The organism is Pseudacidovorax sp. RU35E (assembly GCF_900156165.1).
In the GTDB taxonomy this organism is placed as follows: domain Bacteria; phylum Pseudomonadota; class Gammaproteobacteria; order Burkholderiales; family Burkholderiaceae_C; genus Xenophilus.
This window is the reverse complement of sequence record NZ_FTMY01000017.1, coordinates 51,549-72,577: the sequence shown is the minus strand read 5'-3', so window position 1 is coordinate 72,577 and position 21,029 is coordinate 51,549. Positions and strand designations below refer to the sequence as shown.

Here is a 21,029-nt window from a genome sequence, read left to right as displayed (position 1 = left end):
CAGAGCATGGCCGTTCGGTGAAGGCATCTCGCCCCCCGCGCTCCTAGAAAAACCGACCATTGCTGCTGTATCTCAATAGCTCGAAATTTGTGTAAATTTCTATAGTGCGGCAAGTACGACGCTAGAGTTGTCGCTGCGCTCGGCGTGTTAGGGAAGGTCTGCAAAACCCCTTGCGATAGGGCCGGCGCCGTAGCCGAGCCTCGGTGAGGATGCGTGCATGAGCCAAATTCCACTCGGTCTTGAGCCGTTGCCCAAGAAGACACGCAAGGAGGTCTTCCTGGAAGAGATGAACCAGGTTGTGCCCTGGGCTGCGCTGGTGGCCTTGATTCAGCCCTATGCGCGCGGTGCGCACCAAGCGCTCGGCGGACGCCCGCCGTTTGGCATCGAGACCATGCTGCGCATCCACTGCCTGCAGCTTTGGTGGAACCTCAGCGATCCGGCCGTGGAAGAAGAACTCCACGAGCGCCCGCTGTACCGCCGCTTCGCCGGGCTGGAAGGCGCCGCGCGCATGCCTGACGAGACCACGATCCTTCGCTTTCGCCACCTCCTGGAGCGGCATGCCCTGGCATCGCAGGTGCTGGCAACCATCAATGCCCATCTCGCAGAGCACGGCCTGATGCTGCGCACCGGCAAGGGCTCCCAGGGTGTGCAGATCGAGGGCGTGCGCATCCTGCGCTTGGGCCAGAAGCGGGGCCTGACCAAAACCCTCAAGGCCATGATCAAGCGAAGAAGCGTCATCGAGCCGGCTATCGGGCACATGAAGGTCGACGGGCGCCTCGCTCCCAACCCGCTCAAGGGCGCGTTGGGCGATGCGCTGCACGCGGTGTCGTGCGGTGCCGGGCACCACCTGCGCCTGATCCTGGCCGCATCGCGCCGTTATTGCGCCCGGATCGGGCTGTCCGTGCAGGCGGTTGTCGTCGCGCTGATCGCTCCCGCGCTCAACAATCGCGCTGCTCGCGGCTGAAAACGGGATTGTTCAGGGCGGACTCGATAGCCTGTGTTCGAGGCTTCCACACCAGCAACGCCAAGCCCACAGCCGCCGAGAACAGCGAGGCCAGGAAGATCCCGATCTTTGCGCTGTTCATCAACGGGCCGGCCAATGCGAGATTGGCAATGAACAGCGCCATCGTGAAACCGATGCCGGCCAGGAAGCTGCCGCCCGCCATGCTGCCCCAACCCAGATCCGGAGGGCGTAGCGCTACCCCAGAACGCAGGGCCAGCCAGCAGAAAAGAAGAATTCCTGCCGGCTTGCCGACAGCGAAACCCAGAAACACCGCTGCCGCGACAGGCTGGGCGGCGCTTGTCCACGAAAGTGCCAAGCCTGCGTTGGCGAGGGCGAAGATCGGCATGATGCAGAAGCTGACCCAGGGATGCAGCGCCATCTCCAGGCGCTCGACGGGCGAGAGCGACTCGCGCGCGGCAATCTCTGCCGCCCGCAATGTGCTGCGGTCGCTTGTGTGAGCGCTGCCGTCGTTGCCCGCCGGGTGTGCGATGACCTGTCCCAGGATGGCGTAGAGCCGGCTGTCGCTCACCCAACGTCTCGCCGGCGTCATCAGCCCGAGGATCACGCCTGTGACCGTGGCGTGGAGTCCGGATGCATCAATGGCCAGCCAAGTGGCGCAGCCTACGATGACGTAGATCGGGGTGCTACGTATGCCGGCGGCAGCCAGCAGGCGCAGGATGCCGATGCATAAACCCGCCAGGGCGAGCATGCGCCAGTCCATGTGGTGGCTGTATCCGACGGCGACGACCACGATGGCGCCGATGTCATCGACGATTGCCAGGAACAGCATGAAAACCCGCAGGCTGTGCGGAATGCGTTTGCCGAGCAACGCCAGACAAGCAATGACAAACGCGGTGTCGGTGGCCATCACGACGCCCCAGCCGTGCTGGCCGGGTTGCGCCCACTGCAGTGCCAGGTAAACGGCCGCAGGCGTGACCATGCCGCCGAATGCTGCGGCGATCGACAAGGCCGCCATGCGGGGATTGCGCATCTCGCCCAGGACGGCTTCGCGCTTGAGTTCCATTGCCACCAGGAAGAAGAACAGCGTCATCAACCCGTCGTTGATCCAACCTTTCAGCGAGCGACCGAATTCCAGTGGCCCGAGTCGCAGTTCGACCCGCGTTTCCCAAATGCCGAAGAAGGCATCTGCCCACGGGGAGTTGGACAGGAAGAGGGCGGCGATGGTGAACACCAGCAGCACAGCGCCACCGGCTGCCTCGATGTGCAGAAAGCGGACAAAGGGCGGGGCGATCCGGTCGATCAATGCCCGAGGGAGTCGAACCTGTGCCGTGGGCGCCGGTCGTGGACGGCTCATGAGCTTTCCCGAGGGCATCGGGGCAATCGTTTCGTCACAGCGTGACCACCCATCGATGCTCGCCCGGCGTGATCGGCACGCGCAGAGCGCCGCCGTCGCAGGCCAGTGCCAAGCCATCCAGCACCGCCGACGAGATACCGGTGCATCGCCTCCCCGGTGATTCGACCTGGATGGCGTAGCGCGCCGTACCAAGGACGACCTGGGCCTCGAAGCCGGGCCATTCGGCGGGGATGCAGGGATCGAGGATCAGGACCTCGCCTTCGCGGCGAATGCCCAGGATGCCTTCCACACCCGCACGATGCATCCAGCCGGCGGCGCCGGTGTACCAGGTCCAGCCGCCCCGGCCTTCGTGCGGCGGCACCGAATACACGTCGGCCGCCACCACGTAGGGCTCCACCCGGTAGCGCGCCGCCTGCCGTGGCGTGCGGGCATGGTGGATGGGATTGACCAGCGCGAACAGCGCATGGCCGTGCCCAGGCTTTTCTTGTCTCAAGACCGCCATGATCAGCCTTCAGGCAAGTTGACGCTGGACCGCAGGTTTAGGCAGGGCATCGACCCCATCCATGTTGCGCCATAGGCTGGCACAGTGAATGATTTTCTATGGAAATAGCCAGTTCAGAAGCGCAATAAAGGATGTCACGGCTGCGAAGCAGCAACCCAGCGCTATCCAGCCCCAGAGCATCGCTGACACGCTTGTCCGGCGTTGATCGTTACCTGTCGAATCTGTAGCCGAAAGACGTTCTGACGGCTCTTCTGGGAGTGGCACATTTTTCTTCATGGAACTGGCAAAAGAATGACCTTCAATGAAACCTCATTAATTCGCCATGGGAGTCGATGGCCATGACAGGATCCTTGAAGCGATTGGAAATGTTTGGAATGCGATAGAGGTCAGAAACGCGGGCAAATCGTGGCCCGGCTAAGAGCGCACTAGGCAAGCGTTGAAATGTGGCCCCGTAGAGACTCGGCACTGCACTGTCGAATAGCCCGGAGTACAAGCTCCTCTAACAGATTCACCAGCTCAGCACTGTTCTCTGTCATTGCCTTTGCGATCGCCGCATTGGCGGCATCGCTGTGAGTCAATCGACCGTCGAGGGCACCACGCACCGCCATTACAGCGTGCTCCCGATCGAGCAAGTCCAGATCGGTCAGCTCAGGCAGCTTGCGGCGCGCCCGAACCAACAGCGCAGCTTGGCGTGGAAGCACTGGGGGTTTCTGGGCCCGGCATGGGATCTTTTTGGCAACGCCAACCGATCCGGAAAAGTTCTGCTCGGACTGGTCAGCCCCTTCCATGCTGCACCCTGAAGGGCTGCGGCGAGGGCTTGGCACAGGCGCCGGCAGGTCCGCTGCAATGGATGGGGTCAGTTCACCAAGCACTGATCGAACAGATGTCTGACACCGGTCAAGCCCCGATGTGGGTGACGCGTGTGAGATGGCTTTGTCTTCACCCTCTGATAACTCAAGATGTACTTGGTGTGACACGAGGACTCCTTGATCGTTAGGGCTGCGCCGCAGCAGTGAGTCATCATGCGCTCGAAACTAACGACCACCTAGGATTAAATTTACCTATCTTTCCAGGTGAAATTACAGTGGCTGGTGGGTCAAGTCGGCTTCGTAGGGTGGGTTGAAGATGACAGAGGCACCCGGATGGACCTAGGGCGAGTCTGCACAACCCTCCGTGGTAGGGTGGGCGCCGTAGTCGAGCATCGGCGAGGATGCTGACATGAGCCAGATTCCACTCGGGCTTGATCCAGCCTAATGCGCACTGAGCGCATCAAGCGCTCGGCGGGCGGCAACTTGGTGAAACCTCAGCGATCCGGCGGTGGGAGAAGAACTGTACGAGCGCCCGCGGTACCGGCGCTTCGCCGGCTGCAGGGCGCCGCGCGCATGCCCGACGAAACCATGATCCATCGCTTTCGCCACCTGCTGGACAGGCACGCGCTGGCACCGCAGGTGCTGGCCACCAGAAAAGCCCGTCGCGCCCAGCGCGGCCTGATGCTGCGCACCGGCACCGTGGTGGACGCCACGATCACTGCCGCAGTTGGAAGCCGGCGGAGCACGTGATGCGATCCATCGCGTCTCGACTGGCGGACCGCGGGTTGGCGATGCATCCTGAAAAACCGAAGGTCGTGTACTGCAAGGGCAGAAACCGCATCGAACGGCAGCCCGCACCACTTGCCGCAAGCATTGGAAGAAATCATCGCCGGGCTCGGCTCGACGCTCCGACGCCTCATCCTGACACTGCCCGCCATGAACCCGGCGCCCAGCCTCTAGACGCTCAACAGCAGTGGCGTCACGATCTCCCTACTACGTCGCCCATCAAGAAGATCTCATGGCCCAGACCGCCCGCGCCGCCTACTGGCGGCGCGAAGCTTGGCGCAACGAAGGCAATCCAATTGCCGAGCCTTTCGTGAAGGGTGGAGACCTGGCAATCTATGGCGGCGGTTGCTTCGACTTCGCGGCCTGAAGGTGCCAGTCGTCGTGCAGGTACAGACAGGATGGGCATGCGCCACGACGGCCCAAGAGGACGGCAGAAGGCGCGGGCGCCTCGCCCGCCTTCCGTCGGCCCATGTCCCGGGAAAAGGTATGTCAATCGATTCCTGGACGCGGTCCGGCCAGCGGCGCATGATGGGGCGCGAGCGCGATTCGGTGCTTCTCGCACGTCGGAATGCACCGTGACGCACGGACTCCACCTTCAGCGATTCGGGCATCCATTTGATGCCCTGCAGATCAATCCGGCCGGACCTCCAGGAGAACACCATGTCCATCATCAAGACGCAGTCCCCGTTCCGTTTCGGCGACCATATCGGAACGCTAGGCACGCTCAACTGGCTCGCGTGGGCGACGGTCGTCATCGGCGCTTTGAACTGGGGTGCGGTTGGGCTGTTCGACATCAATCTCGTGGCAGGCATCTTCGAGGCGCAGCCTCTGCTGGCGCGTGCGGTTTACGCGCTCGTCGGTGCGGCTGGCATGTATCTCCTGAGCATTCCCTTCCAGGGGCTGTTCAAAGACGCCGGATAGCCAGTTCCATCGAGAAATGGAGCATTCCATGCCCTGGGTCGGTTATCTGGTTCTGATGGTTGCCGTCGCTGCTGCCCTGCCGATGCTCTGGGTCGCTGGGCAATGGCTGCTGATGCGCCGGCTCGGTACCGCGGTGCCCTCCGTTGGACATACTCTGCCCGTTTTCACTGGTTCAGCGGGTGCAGGCCCGCGATCTGTCGCGCAGGACGACGTTGCCCGCTCTGGCCCACCGTCTTGGACGCCGTGTGGACAGAGCGACCAATCGCAACACGGGGGGGCGCAACCGGACGCCGCCCGGTTGCGCGCGCTTGCGGTCGGCTTCAATGGACGCCAGTACACATTCGGCGGCTATCGCTACGACCGTCTAGAGGATGCCGTCGCCTACGCGGAACTCCTTCGCTCGCGCAGCCGACTCGGAGCGGGCGGCGATACCGCCTCGCCCGCCGCCCCGGTGCGCGACTGATTGGTGGCCACCTGCCGGACGAGGGCGCTGCCGAGCGATGGCGCGGCGCCCACTCGGGGGCCTGACGGGGTATCCCGCTGCTAGCGCCTCGCGGGCGTCATCAACCCGTCGTTGATCCAACCTTTCAGCGAGCGACCGAATTCCAGTGGCCCGAGTCGCAGTTCGACCCGCGTTTCCCAAATGCCGAAGAGTGCATCTGCCCATCGGGAGTTGGACAGGAAGAGGGCGGCGATGGTGAACACCAGCAGCACAGCGCCACCGGCTGCCTCGATGTGCAGAAAGCGGACAAAGGGCGGGGCGATCCGGTCGATCAATGCCCGAGGGAGTTGAACCTGCGCCGTGGGTGCCGGCCGTAAACGGTTCATGAGCTTTCCAGAGGGCATCGGGAAAATCGTTTCGTCACAGCGTGGCCACCAATCGATGCTTGCCCGGTGTGATCGGCACGCGCAGAGCGCCGCCGTCGCAGGCCAGTGCCAAGCCATCCAGCACCGCCGACGAGATGCCGGTGCATCGCCTCCCCGGGGATTCGACCTGGATGGCGTAGCGCGCCGTACCAAGGACGACCTGGACCTCGAAACCGGGCCATTCGGCGGGGATGCAGGGATCGAGGATCAGGACCTCGCCTTCGCGGCGAATGCCCAGGATGCCTTCCACACCCGCACGATGCATCCAGCCGGCGGCGCCGGTGTACCAGGTCCAGCCGCCCCGGCCTTCGTGCGGCGGCACCGAATACACGTCGGCCGCCACCACGTAGGGCTCTACCCGGTAGCGCGCCGCCTGCCGTGGCGTGCGGGCATGGTGGATGGGATTGACCAGCGAGAACAGCGCATGGGCGTGCTTGCCAGCCTGAGGGTCAGTGCGCAATTGAGTGAACGCCAGGATGGCCCACATGGCCGCGTGGCTGTACTGGCCACCGTTCTCGCGCAGGCCCGGCGGGTAGCCCTTGATGTAGCCGGGGTCGCAAGGGGTGCTGTCGAAGGGCGGGGTGAAGAGCAGCGCCAGGCCCGGCTCGGGCACCAGCAGGTGCGCGCGCAGCGAATCCATCGCGGTCCTGGCGCGGTCCGGGTCGGCCGCGCCGGAGAGCACGGCCCAGGACTGGGCGATCGAATCGATGCGACATTCCTCGTTGTCGCGGCTGCCCAGCCAGGTGCCGTCGTCGAAGGTGGCGCGCCGGTACCAGTCGCCGTCCCAGGCCTCGCGCTCCAGCGCGGCGGCCACGGTTTGCGCATGGGCGCGCCAGCGCGCGGCCCGGGCCGGGTCGCGCGCCTCGGCCAGCGGGCCGAACAGGGCCAGCGTGCGCACGAGCAGCCAACCCAGCCACACGCTCTGGCCCCGGCCGTGCTGACCCACGCGGTTCATGCCGTCGTTCCAGTCACCGGTTCCCATCAACGGCAGGCCCAGCCCGCCGGTCAGCGCGATGCTCTGGTCCAGTGCGCGGGCGCAGTGCTCGAACAGCGTTGCCGATGCGCTGGCTTGCATGGGCTGGAAGAAGGCGTCGTGTTCACCCTCCTGCAGGGCGGGCCCTTCCAGGAAGGCGATGGATTCGTCCAGCACCGCCGCATCGCCCGACACGGCGACATAGCTGGCCGCGGCGAAGGCCAGCCAGACGCGGTCGTCCGAAATTCGCGTGCGCACGCCCTGACCGGAGTGCGGGAGCCACCAGTGCTGCACGTCGCCCTCCACGAACTGGCGGCCCGCGGCGCGCAGCAGATGCCGTCGCGTCTCTTCCGGCCGCGCGAATGCCAGCGCCATGCCGTCCTGCAACTGGTCTCGAAAGCCGTAGGCGCCGCTGGCCTGGTAGAAGGCCGAGCGGGCCCAGATGCGGCAGGCCAGCGTCTGGTAGAGCAGCCAGCCGTTGAGCAGGATGTCCATCGCGCGGTCGGGCGTGCGCACCTGCACGGCGCCGAGCAGGCCGTCCCAATGGTCCCGCACCCGCTGCAGTTCGGCGTCCAGGTCGGCCTGGCGCCAGCGGGTCGCCAGCGCCAGGCTCTCCTGCGTGCTGCCGCATTGCCCCAGCAGGGCGACCACGTCCACCGACTCGCCGGGCCGCAGCACCAGGCTGCACTGCAGTGCGGCGCAGGGATCCAGCGCTGCGCTGGCCGCGCCGGACAGGGGTGTCTGTCTGCGCAACGCAGCCGGCGCCGCCAAGCTGCCATGGTGGCCCAGGAATTCCGTGCGGTCGGCGGTCCAGGCGCTCTGCCGGCCCGCGAGGTCGGCAAAAGCGACGCGACCCGGGAAGGCCGTGCTCCAGGGGTTGCGCGCCAGCAGGACGCTGGTGGCTGCATCGACCTCGGTCAGGATGAAGGGCGCGCTGGCGGCGCGCGAGCTGCCCAGCACCCATTCCGCATAGGCCGTGACGGACAGGCGCCGCGTCTGCTTGGTGCGGTTGTGCAGCGTCAGGCGCGAGACCTTGACAGGGTCCTCCAGCGGCACGAACTGCAGCAGTTCCAGCGCGATGCCGTGCGCCTCGTGCGCGAAGCGGCTGTAGCCATGGCCGTGGCGCGCGACGTAGGTGCCGCCGTCGCGGATCGGCTGCGCGGTGGGGCTCCAGAGCTGGCCGCTCGCCTCGTCGCGCACGAAGAACGCTTCGCCCGTCGGGTCGGTCACCGGGTCGTTGGACCAGGGCGTGAGTTGGTTCTCACGGCTGTTGTCGGCCCAGGTACTGGCGCTGCCATCGGCCGAAACCTGGAAGCCGAAGCCCGGGTTGGCAATGACGTTGATCCAGGGCGCGGGCGTGGTCTGGCCGTCGGTGAGCACGGTCACGTATTCGCGGCCGTTCTGGTCGAAGCCGCCGAGTCCGTTGAAGAATTCCAGTGAGGCCGCGTCCGGACTCTGTGCCTGCTTGGGCAGCGCGGCGGCTGGCGGCTGCATGGGCGGCTCGGAAACAGGCCGCGCGGTGGGCGTCGCCACGGGCAGCCGCACCATCTGCCGGTCGATGCCGCCCGCGCGCGCCAGGAGCACCACGCGGGCCACGGATTGCAGCAGGGCGCGGGACGGCGCGTCCATCAGGTCGGCGCGCAGCGTGTGCACCGCGCCGCGCGCCAGCGCCTCGCCGTCCAGGCGGGGCCGCGACTGGCTGCGGCGCACGGCGGTCTCGATGGCGGTCTGCAGGTCCTGCACGTAGGACGAGGCGCGCTCGTTGATGATCACCAGGTCGACGCTCAGCCCCTTCATGCGCCAGTACTCGTGCGCGCGCAGCAGCTGGCGCACCTGGGCCATGTCTTCGATGTCGTCAATGCGCAGCAGCACGATGGGCAGGTCGCCCGAGACCGCGTGCCGCCACAGGCCCGACTGCGGGCCGGCGCCGCGCGCGATGGCCTCGGACGGGGTGCGGAAACGCGCGTCGGCGTAGAGGATCGGCGCAGCGAGCCGCTGGAAGTCCGCGGCTTCGCCGGCCTCGATGCCGATGTGCCGCAACTGGACCTGAGCCTGGGTCCAGGCCAGCGTGCGTGCGCGCTCGAAGGCACTGCGGTCGTGGTGCTGGTCCACGAGGTCGAGCAGCGCTTCGCGCGTCGCGGCCACCAACGTCCAGAAGGCCAGCCGCGCCAACTTGCCCGGCGCGATGCGCACACGGTGACGCACCGAGAAGACCGGGTCCAGCACCGTGCCGGCCGTGCCGGACAGCGCGGCACCGTCCGCCATGGCCTGCGCCGCGGCGGCCGTGCGTCCCCGCCCCAGGAAGCGCGCCCGGTCCGATTCGTACTGCGCCGGCGCCGTGACCATGCCTTCCACGACCGCGAAATGCGCGGCCCACACCGGCGGTTCGTTGGGTGTGCGCGGGCGGCGCGTCGCGATCAGTGCGCCGAACTCGGGCAGGTATTCGGTCTGCACGAACATCTTGGCGAAGGCCGGATGGGCATCGTCGGCGGCGGGCGGCGCCAGCACCACCTCGGCATAGGAAGTGAGCTCGACCTCCCGCGCCTTGCGGCCGGTGTTGACCACCGTGACGCGGCGCACTTCGCCATCGGCCTCGGCCGAGACCAACACCTCCATCGTGGTCGTCAGGCTGCCGTCGTGCCGCGTGAAGGTGGCGTGGTCCTCGGCGAAGACCACCTCGTGGCTGTCGGCCGTCACGCCCAGGGGCTGCGCCGCGGCGGACCAGGCCCGGCCGCTGTCCGTGTCGCGGAGATAGACGTAGGCGCCCCACTGGTCGCGGGTCGCGTCTTCGCGCCAGCGTGTCACGGCCAGGTCGCGCCAGCGGCTGTAGCCGGTGCCCGCCGCGGTCAGCATGACGGCGTAGCGCCCGTTGGACAGCAGGTGCGTGGCGGGCGCCGCCGCCGCCGAAGGGTCCATGCGCCGTATCGCGTGCAGGTCGCCGTGCGGATCTGCCGCGCCCGAGGGCACTTCCTCGGCCCGCGGATGCGCGACGGCGACCAGGCGCGGCATGCGCTCCTGCAGCAGCAGTTCGCAGGCCTGGATCATGGGCTCGCGGTGGAAGCGTTCGCGCATGCGCGCGCCCTGCAGCGTGTTGGCGATGGCGACCAGGGTCATGCCCTGGTGGTGCGCCATGTAGTTGCGCACGATGGCGACCTGCGCGCCGCCGGGCAGGCGGGCGCGCGTGAAGTCCAAAGCTTCGTAGAAACCGTGGCGCCCGAGCGCGCCCAGTGCCTGCAGGCGCTCGAAGTTGCGCTGCGCGAGCGGTGCATCCACCATGGCGGCCAGGCCGGTGGCATAGGGCGCGATCACCAGGTCGTCGGCCAGGCCGCGCTTGAGGCCCAGGCCCGGCACGCCGAAGTTGGAGTACTGGTAGGTGAACTCCAGGTCACGGGCGTTGTAGGCCGATTCGGAGATGCCCCATGGCACGCCCATCAGCTGGCCGTAGGCCGCTTGGTGCTGCACGACCAGGCGGGTGGTCTGCTCCAGCAGGCTGCCGGCCGGCGCGCGCATCACCAGCGAGGGCATCAGGTATTCGAACATCGACCCGGACCAGGACACCAGGGCCGATCCCCGGCCCACGGGGATGGCGGTGCGGCCCAGGCGGAACCAGTGAAGCGTGGGCACGTCGCCCTTGGCGATCGCAAACAGGCTGGCCAGCCGCGCCTCGGACGCCAGCAGGTCGTAGCAGTTGGCGTCGAGCACGTTCTCCGTCGCGGCATAACCGATGGACAGCAGCTTGCGTTCGGGGTCCAGCAGGAAGGCGAAGTCCATCCCGAGCGCCAGCGTACGCGCCTGCTGCGCCAGGGCCCGCCAGCGGGCGTCGAGGGGACTTGCCGTGGCGGCGAATGAGGCGGCATCGCGCGATTGCTGTTCGATCCGCCCGGACAGCGCCTCGGTCCAGAACAACAGGTCGTCGCCCTCAGCCTGTGCCGCCGGGATCAGTGCCCGCGCCTCTTCCGCAGCCCTGTCGGCCAGGCGCTGGAGCACGGGCACCGGCTGACCGGCACGGCCGTGGAGGCCGGCGCCGATCTCGTCGAAGATGGCCAGCAGCCGCCGGCCGCGCGGGCCCTGCGCCGCGGTGAGCGCGGATTCGCGTGCCAGTGCGAGCGCGTCCTCGGCACCGTCCGTCCAGTCGAGCGGCGGCGGCGTGCCCGCCCACTCCTCGCAGGCGTTGGCCACGGCGATCAGATGGCCCGCCAGGTTGCCGCTGTCCACCGACGACACGTAGGCTGGCGCCAGCACTCGGGTCGTGCGCGTGTCGTACCAGTTGTAGAAATGGCCACGGAAACGCTCCAGTGTGTGGAGGCTGGCGAACGTCGCCTCCAGACGCTCGCAGGTCTGTACGGCGCCCGCCCAACCGAAGTCGCGGGCCGCCACCGCCGACAGCAGGTACAGGCCGATGTTGGTGGGCGAGGTGCGGTGCGCGACCACTGGCTTGGGGTCTTCCTGGAAGTTGTCCGGCGGCAGCATGTGCTCGGCTGGGGTCACGAAGGTCTCGAAGAAGCGCCAGGTGCGGCGCGCCGTGCGGCGCAGAGCCATGGCGTCGGCGGCGCCCGCGGTGCCGGGCTGCGACAAGGGCGGGCGGCGGCTGGCGCGCCAGGCCATGGCCGGCGCCGCGAGCCAGAGCGCAGCCAGACCCGCCGCCATCGGCCAGGCTGCGGGCGCGAACACGCTGATGCCCGCCGCCAGTGTCCCGGCCAGCAGCAGGCTGCCGGCCATCTGACCATAGAAGCCCGCCATGCCGGGGCGCGGACGCGTGGCGGTTTGGGCGGCGGTTGTCCATTCCAGCAGGTGACGATGCGTCACGTACAGCCTGGTGAGGGTGCGCGAGATCGCGTCCATCGCGCGCCACGCCTGGTCCGGCAGCAGTGCCAGCGCCCAGGCCGCCTGGAGTGCTGCCATCCGCAGGTCGGTGGCCATCAGGCGCAGGTGGCTGGCCAGTCCGATGCCCGTGCGTGGCGGACGCAGGCCCGATAGGCCTGGCAGGAAGGCCGGCACGGCCAGAGCCAGCATCATCAGTCCCATGCCCTTCAGCGACTGGGGCCAGGGCAGCCAGGCGCACAGCACCAGGGCCAGCAGGCTGGCTGGCGCCAGCAGGGAGCGCCGCAGGTTGTCGATCATCTTCCAGCGGCCCACCGGCGGCACGGCCGCACCCGCGTAGCGCCGCCCGAGCACCCAGGGCAGGAGCTGCCAGTCGCCCCGCGTCCATCGGTGCTGGCGCCGCGCGGCGACGTCGTAGCGAGCCGGGAATTCCTCGACGACCTCGACGTCCGACGCGAGCCCCGAGCGTGCGAACACGCCCTCGAACAGATCGTGGCTGAGCATCGTGTTTTCGGGAACGCGCCCTGCGAGCGCGGCTTCGAATGCATCGACGTCGTAGATGCCCTTGCCGGTGTAGGAGCCTTCGCCGAACAGGTCCTGGTAGACGTCGGAGACGGCCGCCGCATAAGGGTCCATGCCGCCCGGGCCGGACGACAGGCGCTGGTAGAGCGAGCCTTCGCGGCCCAGCGGCAGCGCCGGCGTCACGCGCGGCTGCAGGATGGCGTAGCCGCCCACCACGCGCTGTTCGGCGTCGCTCCAGCGCACCCGGTTCAGGGGGTGGGCCATCTTGCCGATCAGCCGCAGCGCCGCATCGCGCGGCAGCCGGGTATCGGCGTCCAGCGTGATGACGTAGCGCACGCCGGCCAGGATGTCGGGCTGCTGCGTGTTGTCGGCCGCGCCGCCATCCGGCGGCATGAAGCTGGTGTCGGTCGCGCCGCGCAGCAGCCGGTTGAGTTCGTGGAGCTTGCCGCGCTTGCGTTCCCACCCCATCCACCGGTTCTCGCCGGCGTTGAACCGGCGTCGCCGGTGCAGCAGGTAGAAGCGCTTGCCGCCCGGAGCCGGGCCATGCCGGTGGTTCAGTGCGGCAATGGCTTCCCGTGCGATACCGATCAGGTGGGCGTCGCCCGGCAGCACCTCCGTGTCCGCGTCCAGGCCGTCCGACAACAAGGCAAAGGACAGGTCGCCGCCCGCGCCCGCGAGATGGTGGATTTCCAGGCTCTCGACGTGGCGGCGCAATTCCGCCTCGCTGGACAGCAGCGTGGGCACGACGACCAGTGTGCGCAGGTTGGCAGGCACCCCGTCGGCCAACGCCAGGGCCGGCAGACCCACGGCCCCGGAGTGCCAGCCGACCATTCTCTGGACAAGGGCCGTGGCGACCTCCGTGGCAGGCAGGAATGCGGCCAGCGCAAGCGCCGCCAGCAGCCCGGCGGGAACGGCCGTCGAGGCGCCCGTGCCCAAGGCGGCCCAGAACGCCAGGCCCAGCAGCATCGCTGCCAGCACGAGGATGGCGGCCACGTAGCCACCGATCCCCAGGCGGACGCTGAAGCGGTTGATGCGCACGGCCAGCGGCGGCTGGAATCCGACGGCCTGCTCCAGTGCGTTGCGCCCTTCGGCGATCAGGTAGTAGCCGGGATCTGCCGTGCTGGCGTCCTGGACGCGAAGCCCGGACGTCTTCTGCGCCGCAGCCAGCGCCAGCACCCGCTCAGCGATCGCGAGCTCGGACAGGGGCGAACCTCGGGCCAGTTGCTCGATCGCGGTGCGATAGCGGTTGCGTGTCGGGAAATCCATCGCCGCGAAGGCGCCGCCGGCCCGCAGGCGGGCATCCACCAGGCTGTTGCTCTCGAACAGATCCGCCCAGTCGACGTCCGACATCAGGCGCATGCTGGTGATGACGTTGCGCACCGAGACGTTGGAGGCACCCTGGCGCTGCTGCGCATGAAGGATGGCCCGGTCTGTGTCCGAACCCTGGCGACCCAGCCGTTCCTCCAGCCATTGCAGGGCGGGCGTGGTGCGAGGGTCCTGGTCGCGCAGGCGTTTGGCGAGCTGCGCGGCAAACAGCTCGGACAGCGGGCCCCTCCCACGGCTATCGATGTCCCGCTGCAGCGCCGCATACGCGCCGCCTGGCGCCAGCAGGCGGTCGGCCAGCCTTTGCGCGTCGGCCCGCGCAGCGCGTCCCGCCGCGATCTGGTCGGCCAGCCGGCGCAGGTTTTCCACCAGCACGATACGCAGGGTGATTGCCACGGCCCAGAGTTCGCTGATGTCCAGCGGCTGGACTTCCTGGTACGCCGCGATGAAGCGGCGCAGGACGGCAGGGTCGAAGTGGCTGTCGGTATGGGCGACGAAGGCCCAGGCGAGCCCGAAGACGCGTGGATAGCCTGCCAGCGGACCGTCTGCCAGCTTGGGCAGTTGCCGGTAGTAACCCGGCGGCAGGTCGGTGCGGATCTCGCGCACCTGCGCCTCGACCACATGGTAGTTGTCCAGCAGCCATTCGGCAGCCGGGACCACGCCGCGGCCCTGGGCCACTTCCGCTGCACCCGCACGGTAGGCCAGCAGCAGTTCGGCGGCGTTGTCGCGCAACCGGCTGTGCAGCGAAAGCACCCGGGGCGGATTGGCGGTGACCTGCTGGGCCGCTGCGAGGCTGCGCGCATGCTGCTCCAGGCGTTCGATGCCGAACAACTCCTCGCGCACGGGCGGGGTGTCTGACCACGGCCCTCGGCTGGACCGCTGGAACGCGAACTGAAGAACTGGATGCATGGGCGCCTTTCAGGGCGCCGCGGGCACGGGTGGCCCCGCGATCAACCCGCCGAGAAGTACATGGGCCATATGGCCCTCGTGGAAGGGGCCGGGCGCAGTGGCCCAGCGTCTGTCAGGACTTCTTGGGTACGCGTGCCGGTGGTGCCGGCGTTCGATCCGCTGCAATGGTTGTCGGGACTGTCGATGCCGGCTTCTTCTTGGGTTTTTTCAGTTCCCGGTTGCCGCGCTTCTGCTCTTTTTCTGCCATGGAGTGCTCCTGCTCTCGAGGTCGGCCCGCAATGCGGGCGAGGGTGCGCAGCCGCTCAATGCCAGCGGCTGGCGTGTGTCGGCAAAAGAAGGGGGGTCTGCAAGACGCCGGCATCGGCCAGCGGGAAGCGGAAGGGTCCGCCCATTCGGCAACAGTGTCAGATGGCGGCACTCAGGCGCAATTCAAGGCCCTCAGTGCGAGAAAAGCACGCATCGACTGGCGTGCTGCATCAGGCTCTGGGTTGCCCCGCCGAAAATCCATTCGCCCATGCGGCTGTGGCCGTAGGCGCCAGCCACGATCAGATCGTCGCCATGCTCTCGCGCAAAGCCGTCGAGCAGATCGTCACCGTCCCTGTGGGCTGAACCACCGCTTCAGCGGAAATGCCATGGCGGAGGAGCCAGGCGCAGACGTCTGCCACGTGGTGCAGCAACGGTAAGGGCAACCAGTGGTTCTATTTTTAGAACCAGCTCATCCGGCACGCATCCCATGACGACCCGCAGCAGCCCCATTGCGAAATACCACCGTGTCGAGGTTATGCCGGCCGAGCCCATCCGCAGTGGCGTCTATCCCGATGGCGCGCTGCCGACCGAGCGTGCACTGGCCCTGGAGTTTGGCGTGGCGCGCGTCACGGTGCGGCATGCACTGCGCCGGCTGGAGGACCAGAGTTTGGTCACGCGCCACGAACGCCGGGTAGCCGCCACTGTAAGCCCTGAGCGTACCGCCAGGCGGCGGCGGCTGCGCGAGCATGTGGACCAGTTCCTGGATCGCGGCCGGGCCGACCACCGCAAGGTGCTGCGCTTCGGCTCGGTGGAGGCCACGCTGCCGGTGGCTGGGTCGCTGGGCATCGGCGCAGGCGAACGCGTCTTGCGCGTGGTCCGTCTTCGCAGCCGCGTCGGCGTGCCGCTCACCTACACCGAAAGCTTTGTGCCTCAGCGCCTGGCCCATTTGCTGGATCTTGCCCGACTGTTACGGCAGCCGCTGATCAGGGCCCTGGAGGAAGGCGGCTTGAAGGTGGGCGGCGCACAGCAGTCGGTGAGGGCCGAACGCTGCCCGGCGAACATCGCCGCGGCACTCGGCGTGCCAGAGCACGAGCCCGTGCTGCGCCTGGAGCGCGTGGTGTCGGACGAGGCCCGCGCGTCCGTCCAATTGCTGCTGGGCTGGCGCCGCGCAGATTGCTTCGAGATACGCATGGAGAGCTCGCGGGCGGAAGACTTGACGCGTGTGTGCGTCCATGCGCGATAGGCCCATCTGACGAAGTCCCTCACAGCCAGTGGTCGACACCTCCATGGCCTTTAAGCCACTCGCAATCGACACGATTGGCTTCGGGCAATCTGCGATCACGCCGCCTTGAACTGCGCAGTGTGTTTGCGTCGTCGTCGGCTTCCCACCGTATCCACGCCAGCAGCGTTTATCTGCCCGCTTATCTTCACGGATACATGTGCTTTCTCGACCTTGGTCATCGTCAACATGTTGTGTTGCGTGTTATTCCAACATCGAACCACTGACCGCATACGTTGCTTTTCTGCGACCGTACCCCGTCCCGTACCCCGGGAAATTTGTAACTTCACGGAGGGCGCGTGGATAGAGGCATTGCGGACCTTTTGCGATTCCGCCCCAGGCCACCAAATGCGAAGCCCTTGATTCCCAACGGAGTCAGGGGCTTTTTGCTGTCTGCCGCGAGCATGTTGGGAGTGGCGCTGAAATCCGGCGCATCACGTGCAGAAACGTGAAACGTGAAACGTGAACCGTCTTCCGATCCGCCGAGCTGGCGCCGTCCCGAGGGCATTGACCACGCGCGTGGGGCGCGCCGCTGTGCCGGCCCGCATCTCCAATAATCGACCCCCTGCCACACGGCGTCCGCGCGGAAAACGCAACTCGGTGTGAAGGCCGCCGCCGTGCGCTTCCGCCGCCGCAGCAGCTACATCATGCGCGCGTGCAGATTCCCCAGGATCCACACAGTGCCGCCCACCATCAGGACGATGATCAGCGCGGTGAAAAGGATCAGCTGCAGGTCGTCGCGCGTGGAGCGGCCCAGCCCGATGTGCAGGAAGAAGCGGAAGTGCACTGCCACTTGCAACAGCGCGGCCGCGCCGATGACGGCATAGGCGCGCAGCCCGGTGGCCCAGCCGCCGGCCACCAGCGCGAAGGGCAGGGCCGTCAGCAGCACAGAGATCACGAACCCGACGAGATAGGCGCGCAGTTCACGGCGCTTCTCCCGCCGGACGTCGTCGCTGCGCGCAGATGCCAGTTCGGCCGCGCCTGCGTCGTGCGGGGCGCCTGTGTCTGAAGGGTGTCCGCTCATGCCAGGCCCCCCAGGTAGACGACCGAGAACAGGAAGATCCACACCACGTCCAGCATGTGCCAGAAAAGGCCCAGCCGCAGCAGGCGCAGCTTGACGGGCCGCTGCACACCGAACACGCGCACCTGCACCATCATCACGCCGATCCAGAAGCAGCCCAGCGCCACGTGCAGGCCATGGGTGCCCACGAGCGCGAAGAAGGACGACAGCCAGCCGCTGTGCTGCGGCACCGCACCCTCCGCCGCCAGGTGCGCGAACTCGCGCAGCGACAGGCCCAGGAAGGCCAGCCCGAGCAGCAGCGTGAGTCCCAGCCACAGCTGCAGGCGGCGCACCGGCGCGCCGTACTTCATGGCGAGGGAGGCCATGCCGAAGCTCAGGCTAGACACCAGCAGCAGCGCGGTCTGCGCGCCCACGCTGCGCAGCTCCAGCACATCGCGCGGGCCGGGGCCGCCGTTCGTCGCGCCGAGCATGGCGGCGTAGGTCGCGAAGAGCAGGGCGAACAGCACCAGGTCGCTCATCAGGAAGATCCAGAAGCCGAAGACCGTCTCCTCTGCCTCGCGATGGGCCGGTGCGTCGGTCTGGCCAAGGTTGATGCCGGGATGCCGGCTGGGGGCGACGGCGTTCATACGCCGGCCGCCTCGGCCATGCCGCGGTTGGCGGGGCTCGCCTCGGCCTCGCGGCCCGTGCGCGGCAATGCGCGGGCGACGGCAAGCCAGGCCTGGTCCTGCCGGCGCACCTCGGCGGCGGGGATGCGGTGCAGCGTGTCGGTGGCAAAGCTGCGCGCGACCACGGCACCGACCGCCACGACGAGGCCTGCCCCGGCCAGCCACCACATCCACCAGACCAGGCCGAAGCAGGCCGCCGCCAGGGCCACGCCCACCACCACCCCGGTGCCGGTGTTGCGGGGCATCTCGATGTCCTCATAGTCGCGCGTGACCGGGTAGGCGGTGCCCGCGGCCTTGGCGGCATGGAAGGCGTCACGGGCGTGCACCACGGGCAGCACCGCGTAGTTGTAGTGCGGCGCCGGACAGGAAATGGACCACTCCAGCGTGCGCGCATTCCAGGGGTCGCCGCCCGGCACGGCCAGGGCGGCGCGCTGGCGGACGGAGACGATCAGCTGCACGCCCAGCGACACCAGCGCCGCCAGCATGAACGCTGCGCCGATGGCGGCGACGATGGTGTAAGGCAGGTACTGCGGCTCGAAGAAGGCCTGGCTGCGGCGCGGCATCCCCATGAGGCCGAGCGGGTACAGCGGCAGGAAGGCCAGGCAGAAGCCCGTCACCCAGCAGCCGCAGGCGATGCGGCCCCAGCCCTCGTGCAGCCGGAAGCCGAAGGCCTTGGGGAACCAGTAGGTGTATGCGGCCAGCAGGCCGTAGAGCAGGCCGGGGATCAGCATGTTGTGGAAGTGCGCAACCAGGAACACCGAGTTGTGCACTTGGTAGTCGATGGCCGGGTTGGCCAGCAGCACGCCGGTGAGGCCGCCCACCACGAACAGCACCATGAAGGCCAGCGCATAGAGCATGGGCACCGACAGGCGCACCCGACCGCGGAACATGGTGAGGATCCAGTCGAACACCTTCACGCCGGTGGGAATGCCGATGGCCATGGTGGCGATGCCGAACACGGCGTTGAGCTTGGCGCTCTGGCCCATGGTGAAGAAGTGGTGCACCCACACGGTGAACGAGAGCACGGCGATGCACATGGTGGCCGCGATCAGCGAGTCGTAGCCGTAGAGCACCTTGGACGAGAAGTTGGAGATGACCTGCGAATACACGCCGAAGGGCGGCAGGATGAGGATGTAGACCTCCGGATGCCCGAACAGCCAGAACAGGTTGGCGAAGTTCATCATGTTGCCGCCGGCATCGTTGGTGAAGAAGTGCATGCCGGCGTAGCGGTCCAGCGCCAGCAGCCCGGTGGCCACGGTGAGCGGTGGCATGGCGAAGATCATCAGGATGGCGGTGCACAGCGCCGTCCAGCAGAACAGCGGCATGCGCATCAGCGTCATGCCCGGGCAGCGCCGCTTGTAGACCGTGACCGCCACGTTGATGCCCGTCATGGTGGAAGCGATGGAGCCGAGCGTGACGGCCCAGATCCAGTAGTCCGGCCCCACGCCCGGGTTGAACGCGGCCTCGGTGTACGGCGGGTAGCCGCTCCAGCCGCCGGTGGAGAACTTGCCGAGGACCAGCGACACCATCATCAGCCCGGCGCCGCCCGCCGTGAGCCACAGCGACATCGAATTGAGCAGCGGAAAGGACACTTCCCGCGCGCCCAGTTGCAGCGGCAGCACGAAGTTGATGAGGCCCGTCAGAAAGGGCATGGCCATGAAGAAGACCATGATCGAGCCGTGCGTGGAGAAGAGCTGGGCGAAATGTTCCGGCGGCAGAAAGCCGGGGCTGTCCAGGGCCACCGCCTGCTGCGCCCGCATCAGCGCGCCCTCGATCACGCCGCGCGACAGCATGACCAGCGACAGCACCACGTACATGATGCCGATCTTCTTGTGGTCCAGGCTGGTGAGCCATTCGCGCCACAGCCAGCCCCAGCGGCCCAGCCAGGTGAGCAGGCCGGCGACGCCCAGCGCACCGAGCACCACGAGCGAGGCTGCGGCCGTGGCGATGGCACTGTAGAAAGGCAGGGCGTCGAAGGACAGGCGTCCCAGCACGACGCCCCACCCTCCGTCATGGATGGGCATGGGCCGCTCCGGTGTGAGGATGGGGAAGCGCTGGCCGCGCTTGCGCGACCACGCCATCGAAAAGGCCCTGAGGAACGGCCGAGAAGACGAGGCCCTGCGCCGGATCGACGTCGAAGTGCCGTTGCAGTTCGGCGAGCTGGCCGGGCCGGGCCACGCGGGCATAGGCCGCAGCGTCCAGCGGCCGGCCGGCGGCGCGGGCCTGCCCGATCCAGCGGGCGAAGTCCGCCGGCGGCATGGCGCGGGCCTGGAACTTCTGCGCCTGGAAGCCGCTGCCGTTGAACTGCGTGTTCTGGCCCAGCAGCATGCCGGGCCGGTCTGCCAGCAGGTTCAGCTCGGTGACCATGCCGGCCATGGCGTAGATCTGACTGCCCAGCGCCGGAATGGCGAAGGACTGCATCACGGTGCCACTGGTGAGGCGGAAGTGCACCGGCCGCCCCACTGGCAGCGGCAGCACGCCGATGGTGGCCATCTGTTCCTGTGGATAGACGAACAGCCACTTGTCATCGAGGCCGATCACCTCGACCTCCAGCGGCGGCTGGTCCGACGCGATGGGCGCATAGGGGTCGAGCGCGACGGCCTTGCGGACGATGAGCGTCGCCAGGATGACGACCAGCAGCACTGGCACGCCCCACAGCGCGATCTCGATCGGCCACGAGAACTTCCAGTCCGGCCGGTAGGCCGAGTGGCGCGCACTGCGCCGGTAGCGCCACGCCATGAAGGGGACGAGCAGGATGGCCGGCAGCACCACCACCATCATCCAGCCCGTCACCTCGAAGAAGAGATCGCGCTGCACGGCGGCCACTGGCCCGTGCGGATGCAGGAACCCGATTCCGCCGCAGCCGGTCAGCAGCAGCGCCACGGCCACGAGCGCGATGCCCACGCCGGGCCCGGTGATCGCTGCAGTCTTCATCGCTGGTGGCATCCTTGCCGCCCATTGTGTTGGGCCATTCGGCAGCAATGGCACAGTCGCGCCGCTGGCCGACTTGCCGCCCCGCGACTGGCTGACGTCACGACGCGCCGCGCGACCTTGACGGTGCGCGTCG

General features: G+C 67.8%; 14 protein-coding genes and 2 pseudogenes. 7 read left to right on the top strand and 9 right to left on the bottom strand.

From position 1 onward, the window contains the following. Window positions 1-217: 217 nt before the first annotated feature. Together BXA03_RS27365 and BXA03_RS27360 are read left to right on the top strand one after the other, a co-directional pair. Window positions 218-631, top strand: a pseudogene (locus BXA03_RS27365) (transposase); the annotation flags it as partial. After that, window positions 632-964 (top strand): annotated as a pseudogene (locus BXA03_RS27360) (IS5/IS1182 family transposase); the annotation flags it as partial. On the opposite strand, the gene nhaA reads toward BXA03_RS27360, so the two are convergent. Continuing rightward, window positions 939-2,267: a Na+/H+ antiporter NhaA gene (gene nhaA / locus BXA03_RS24090; protein ID WP_200803428.1), complete on the bottom strand. Its 1,329-nt coding sequence runs from the start codon at window positions 2,265-2,267 to the stop codon at window positions 939-941. The pseudogene BXA03_RS27360 and the gene nhaA sit on opposite strands and share 26 nt — an antisense overlap. A gap of 85 nt (window positions 2,268-2,352) precedes the next feature. Beyond that, on the bottom strand, window positions 2,353-2,820 hold the full coding sequence (locus tag BXA03_RS24085) for a GH36-type glycosyl hydrolase domain-containing protein (RefSeq protein WP_076511719.1): 468 nt from the start codon (window positions 2,818-2,820) through the stop codon (window positions 2,353-2,355). A gap of 569 nt (window positions 2,821-3,389) precedes the next feature. Between BXA03_RS24085 and BXA03_RS26715 the strand changes: the two genes are divergently transcribed. The 4 genes from BXA03_RS26715 to BXA03_RS24075 all read left to right on the top strand — a co-directional run bounded on the left by BXA03_RS26715 (window position 3,390) and on the right by BXA03_RS24075 (window position 5,336). Beyond that, window positions 3,390-3,620: a hypothetical protein gene (locus tag BXA03_RS26715; protein ID WP_143476434.1), complete on the top strand. Its 231-nt coding sequence runs from the start codon at window positions 3,390-3,392 to the stop codon at window positions 3,618-3,620. Between the two features lie 582 nt (window positions 3,621-4,202). Then, a complete protein-coding gene (locus BXA03_RS26930; RefSeq protein WP_159444749.1) occupies window positions 4,203-4,379 on the top strand; it encodes a hypothetical protein in 177 nt (58 codons plus the stop codon). Between the two features lie 268 nt (window positions 4,380-4,647). Beyond that, window positions 4,648-4,782 (top strand): hypothetical protein, encoded by a 135-nt coding sequence (locus BXA03_RS27465; protein WP_255377225.1) that lies wholly within the window; start codon window positions 4,648-4,650, stop codon window positions 4,780-4,782. 293 nt (window positions 4,783-5,075) lie between these two features. Continuing rightward, the gene (locus tag BXA03_RS24075; RefSeq protein WP_083716410.1) at window positions 5,076-5,336 is read left to right on the top strand and encodes a DUF378 domain-containing protein; all 261 of its coding nucleotides are present in this window, start codon (window positions 5,076-5,078) and stop codon (window positions 5,334-5,336) included. 543 nt (window positions 5,337-5,879) lie between these two features. On the opposite strand, the gene BXA03_RS26405 is transcribed toward BXA03_RS24075, so the two are convergent. From BXA03_RS26405 to BXA03_RS27460, 3 genes are all read right to left on the bottom strand, one after another. Beyond that, window positions 5,880-6,113 carry a Na+/H+ antiporter NhaA gene (locus BXA03_RS26405; protein ID WP_076511717.1) on the bottom strand — a complete coding sequence of 78 codons (234 nt, stop codon included), beginning with the start codon at window positions 6,111-6,113 and terminating at the stop codon, window positions 5,880-5,882. 85 nt (window positions 6,114-6,198) lie between these two features. After that, window positions 6,199-14,751 (bottom strand): glycoside hydrolase family 94 protein, encoded by an 8,553-nt coding sequence (locus BXA03_RS24065; protein ID WP_076511716.1) that lies wholly within the window; start codon window positions 14,749-14,751, stop codon window positions 6,199-6,201. A 112-nt stretch (window positions 14,752-14,863) separates the two neighbouring features. Next, entirely contained in the window at window positions 14,864-14,998 is a 135-nt protein-coding gene (locus BXA03_RS27460; RefSeq protein WP_255377224.1) for a hypothetical protein, read from the bottom strand. 486 nt (window positions 14,999-15,484) lie between these two features. On the opposite strand from BXA03_RS27460, the gene BXA03_RS24060 reads away from it, so the two are divergent. Then, window positions 15,485-16,240, top strand: coding sequence for a GntR family transcriptional regulator (locus tag BXA03_RS24060; RefSeq protein ID WP_083716405.1), 756 nt, complete (start codon window positions 15,485-15,487; stop codon window positions 16,238-16,240). A 676-nt stretch (window positions 16,241-16,916) separates the two neighbouring features. On the opposite strand, the gene cyoD is transcribed toward BXA03_RS24060, so the two are convergent. The 4 genes from cyoD to BXA03_RS24040 are packed head-to-tail and all read right to left on the bottom strand — an operon-like array spanning window position 16,917 to window position 20,896. Next, window positions 16,917-17,300, bottom strand: coding sequence for a cytochrome o ubiquinol oxidase subunit IV (cyoD, locus tag BXA03_RS24055; protein ID WP_083716403.1), 384 nt, complete (start codon window positions 17,298-17,300; stop codon window positions 16,917-16,919). Next, a complete protein-coding gene (locus BXA03_RS24050) occupies window positions 17,297-17,923 on the bottom strand; it encodes a cytochrome c oxidase subunit 3 (protein ID WP_076511714.1) in 627 nt (208 codons plus the stop codon). Before BXA03_RS24050 ends, cyoD begins: the two co-directional genes overlap by 4 nt. After that, a complete protein-coding gene (locus BXA03_RS24045) occupies window positions 17,920-19,956 on the bottom strand; it encodes a cbb3-type cytochrome c oxidase subunit I (protein WP_200803431.1) in 2,037 nt (678 codons plus the stop codon). The genes BXA03_RS24050 and BXA03_RS24045 overlap by 4 nt, the downstream gene beginning before the upstream one ends. A 16-nt stretch (window positions 19,957-19,972) precedes the next feature. Beyond that, window positions 19,973-20,896 (bottom strand): ubiquinol oxidase subunit II, encoded by a 924-nt coding sequence (locus BXA03_RS24040; RefSeq protein ID WP_076511712.1) that lies wholly within the window; start codon window positions 20,894-20,896, stop codon window positions 19,973-19,975. Window positions 20,897-21,029 lie beyond the last annotated feature (133 nt).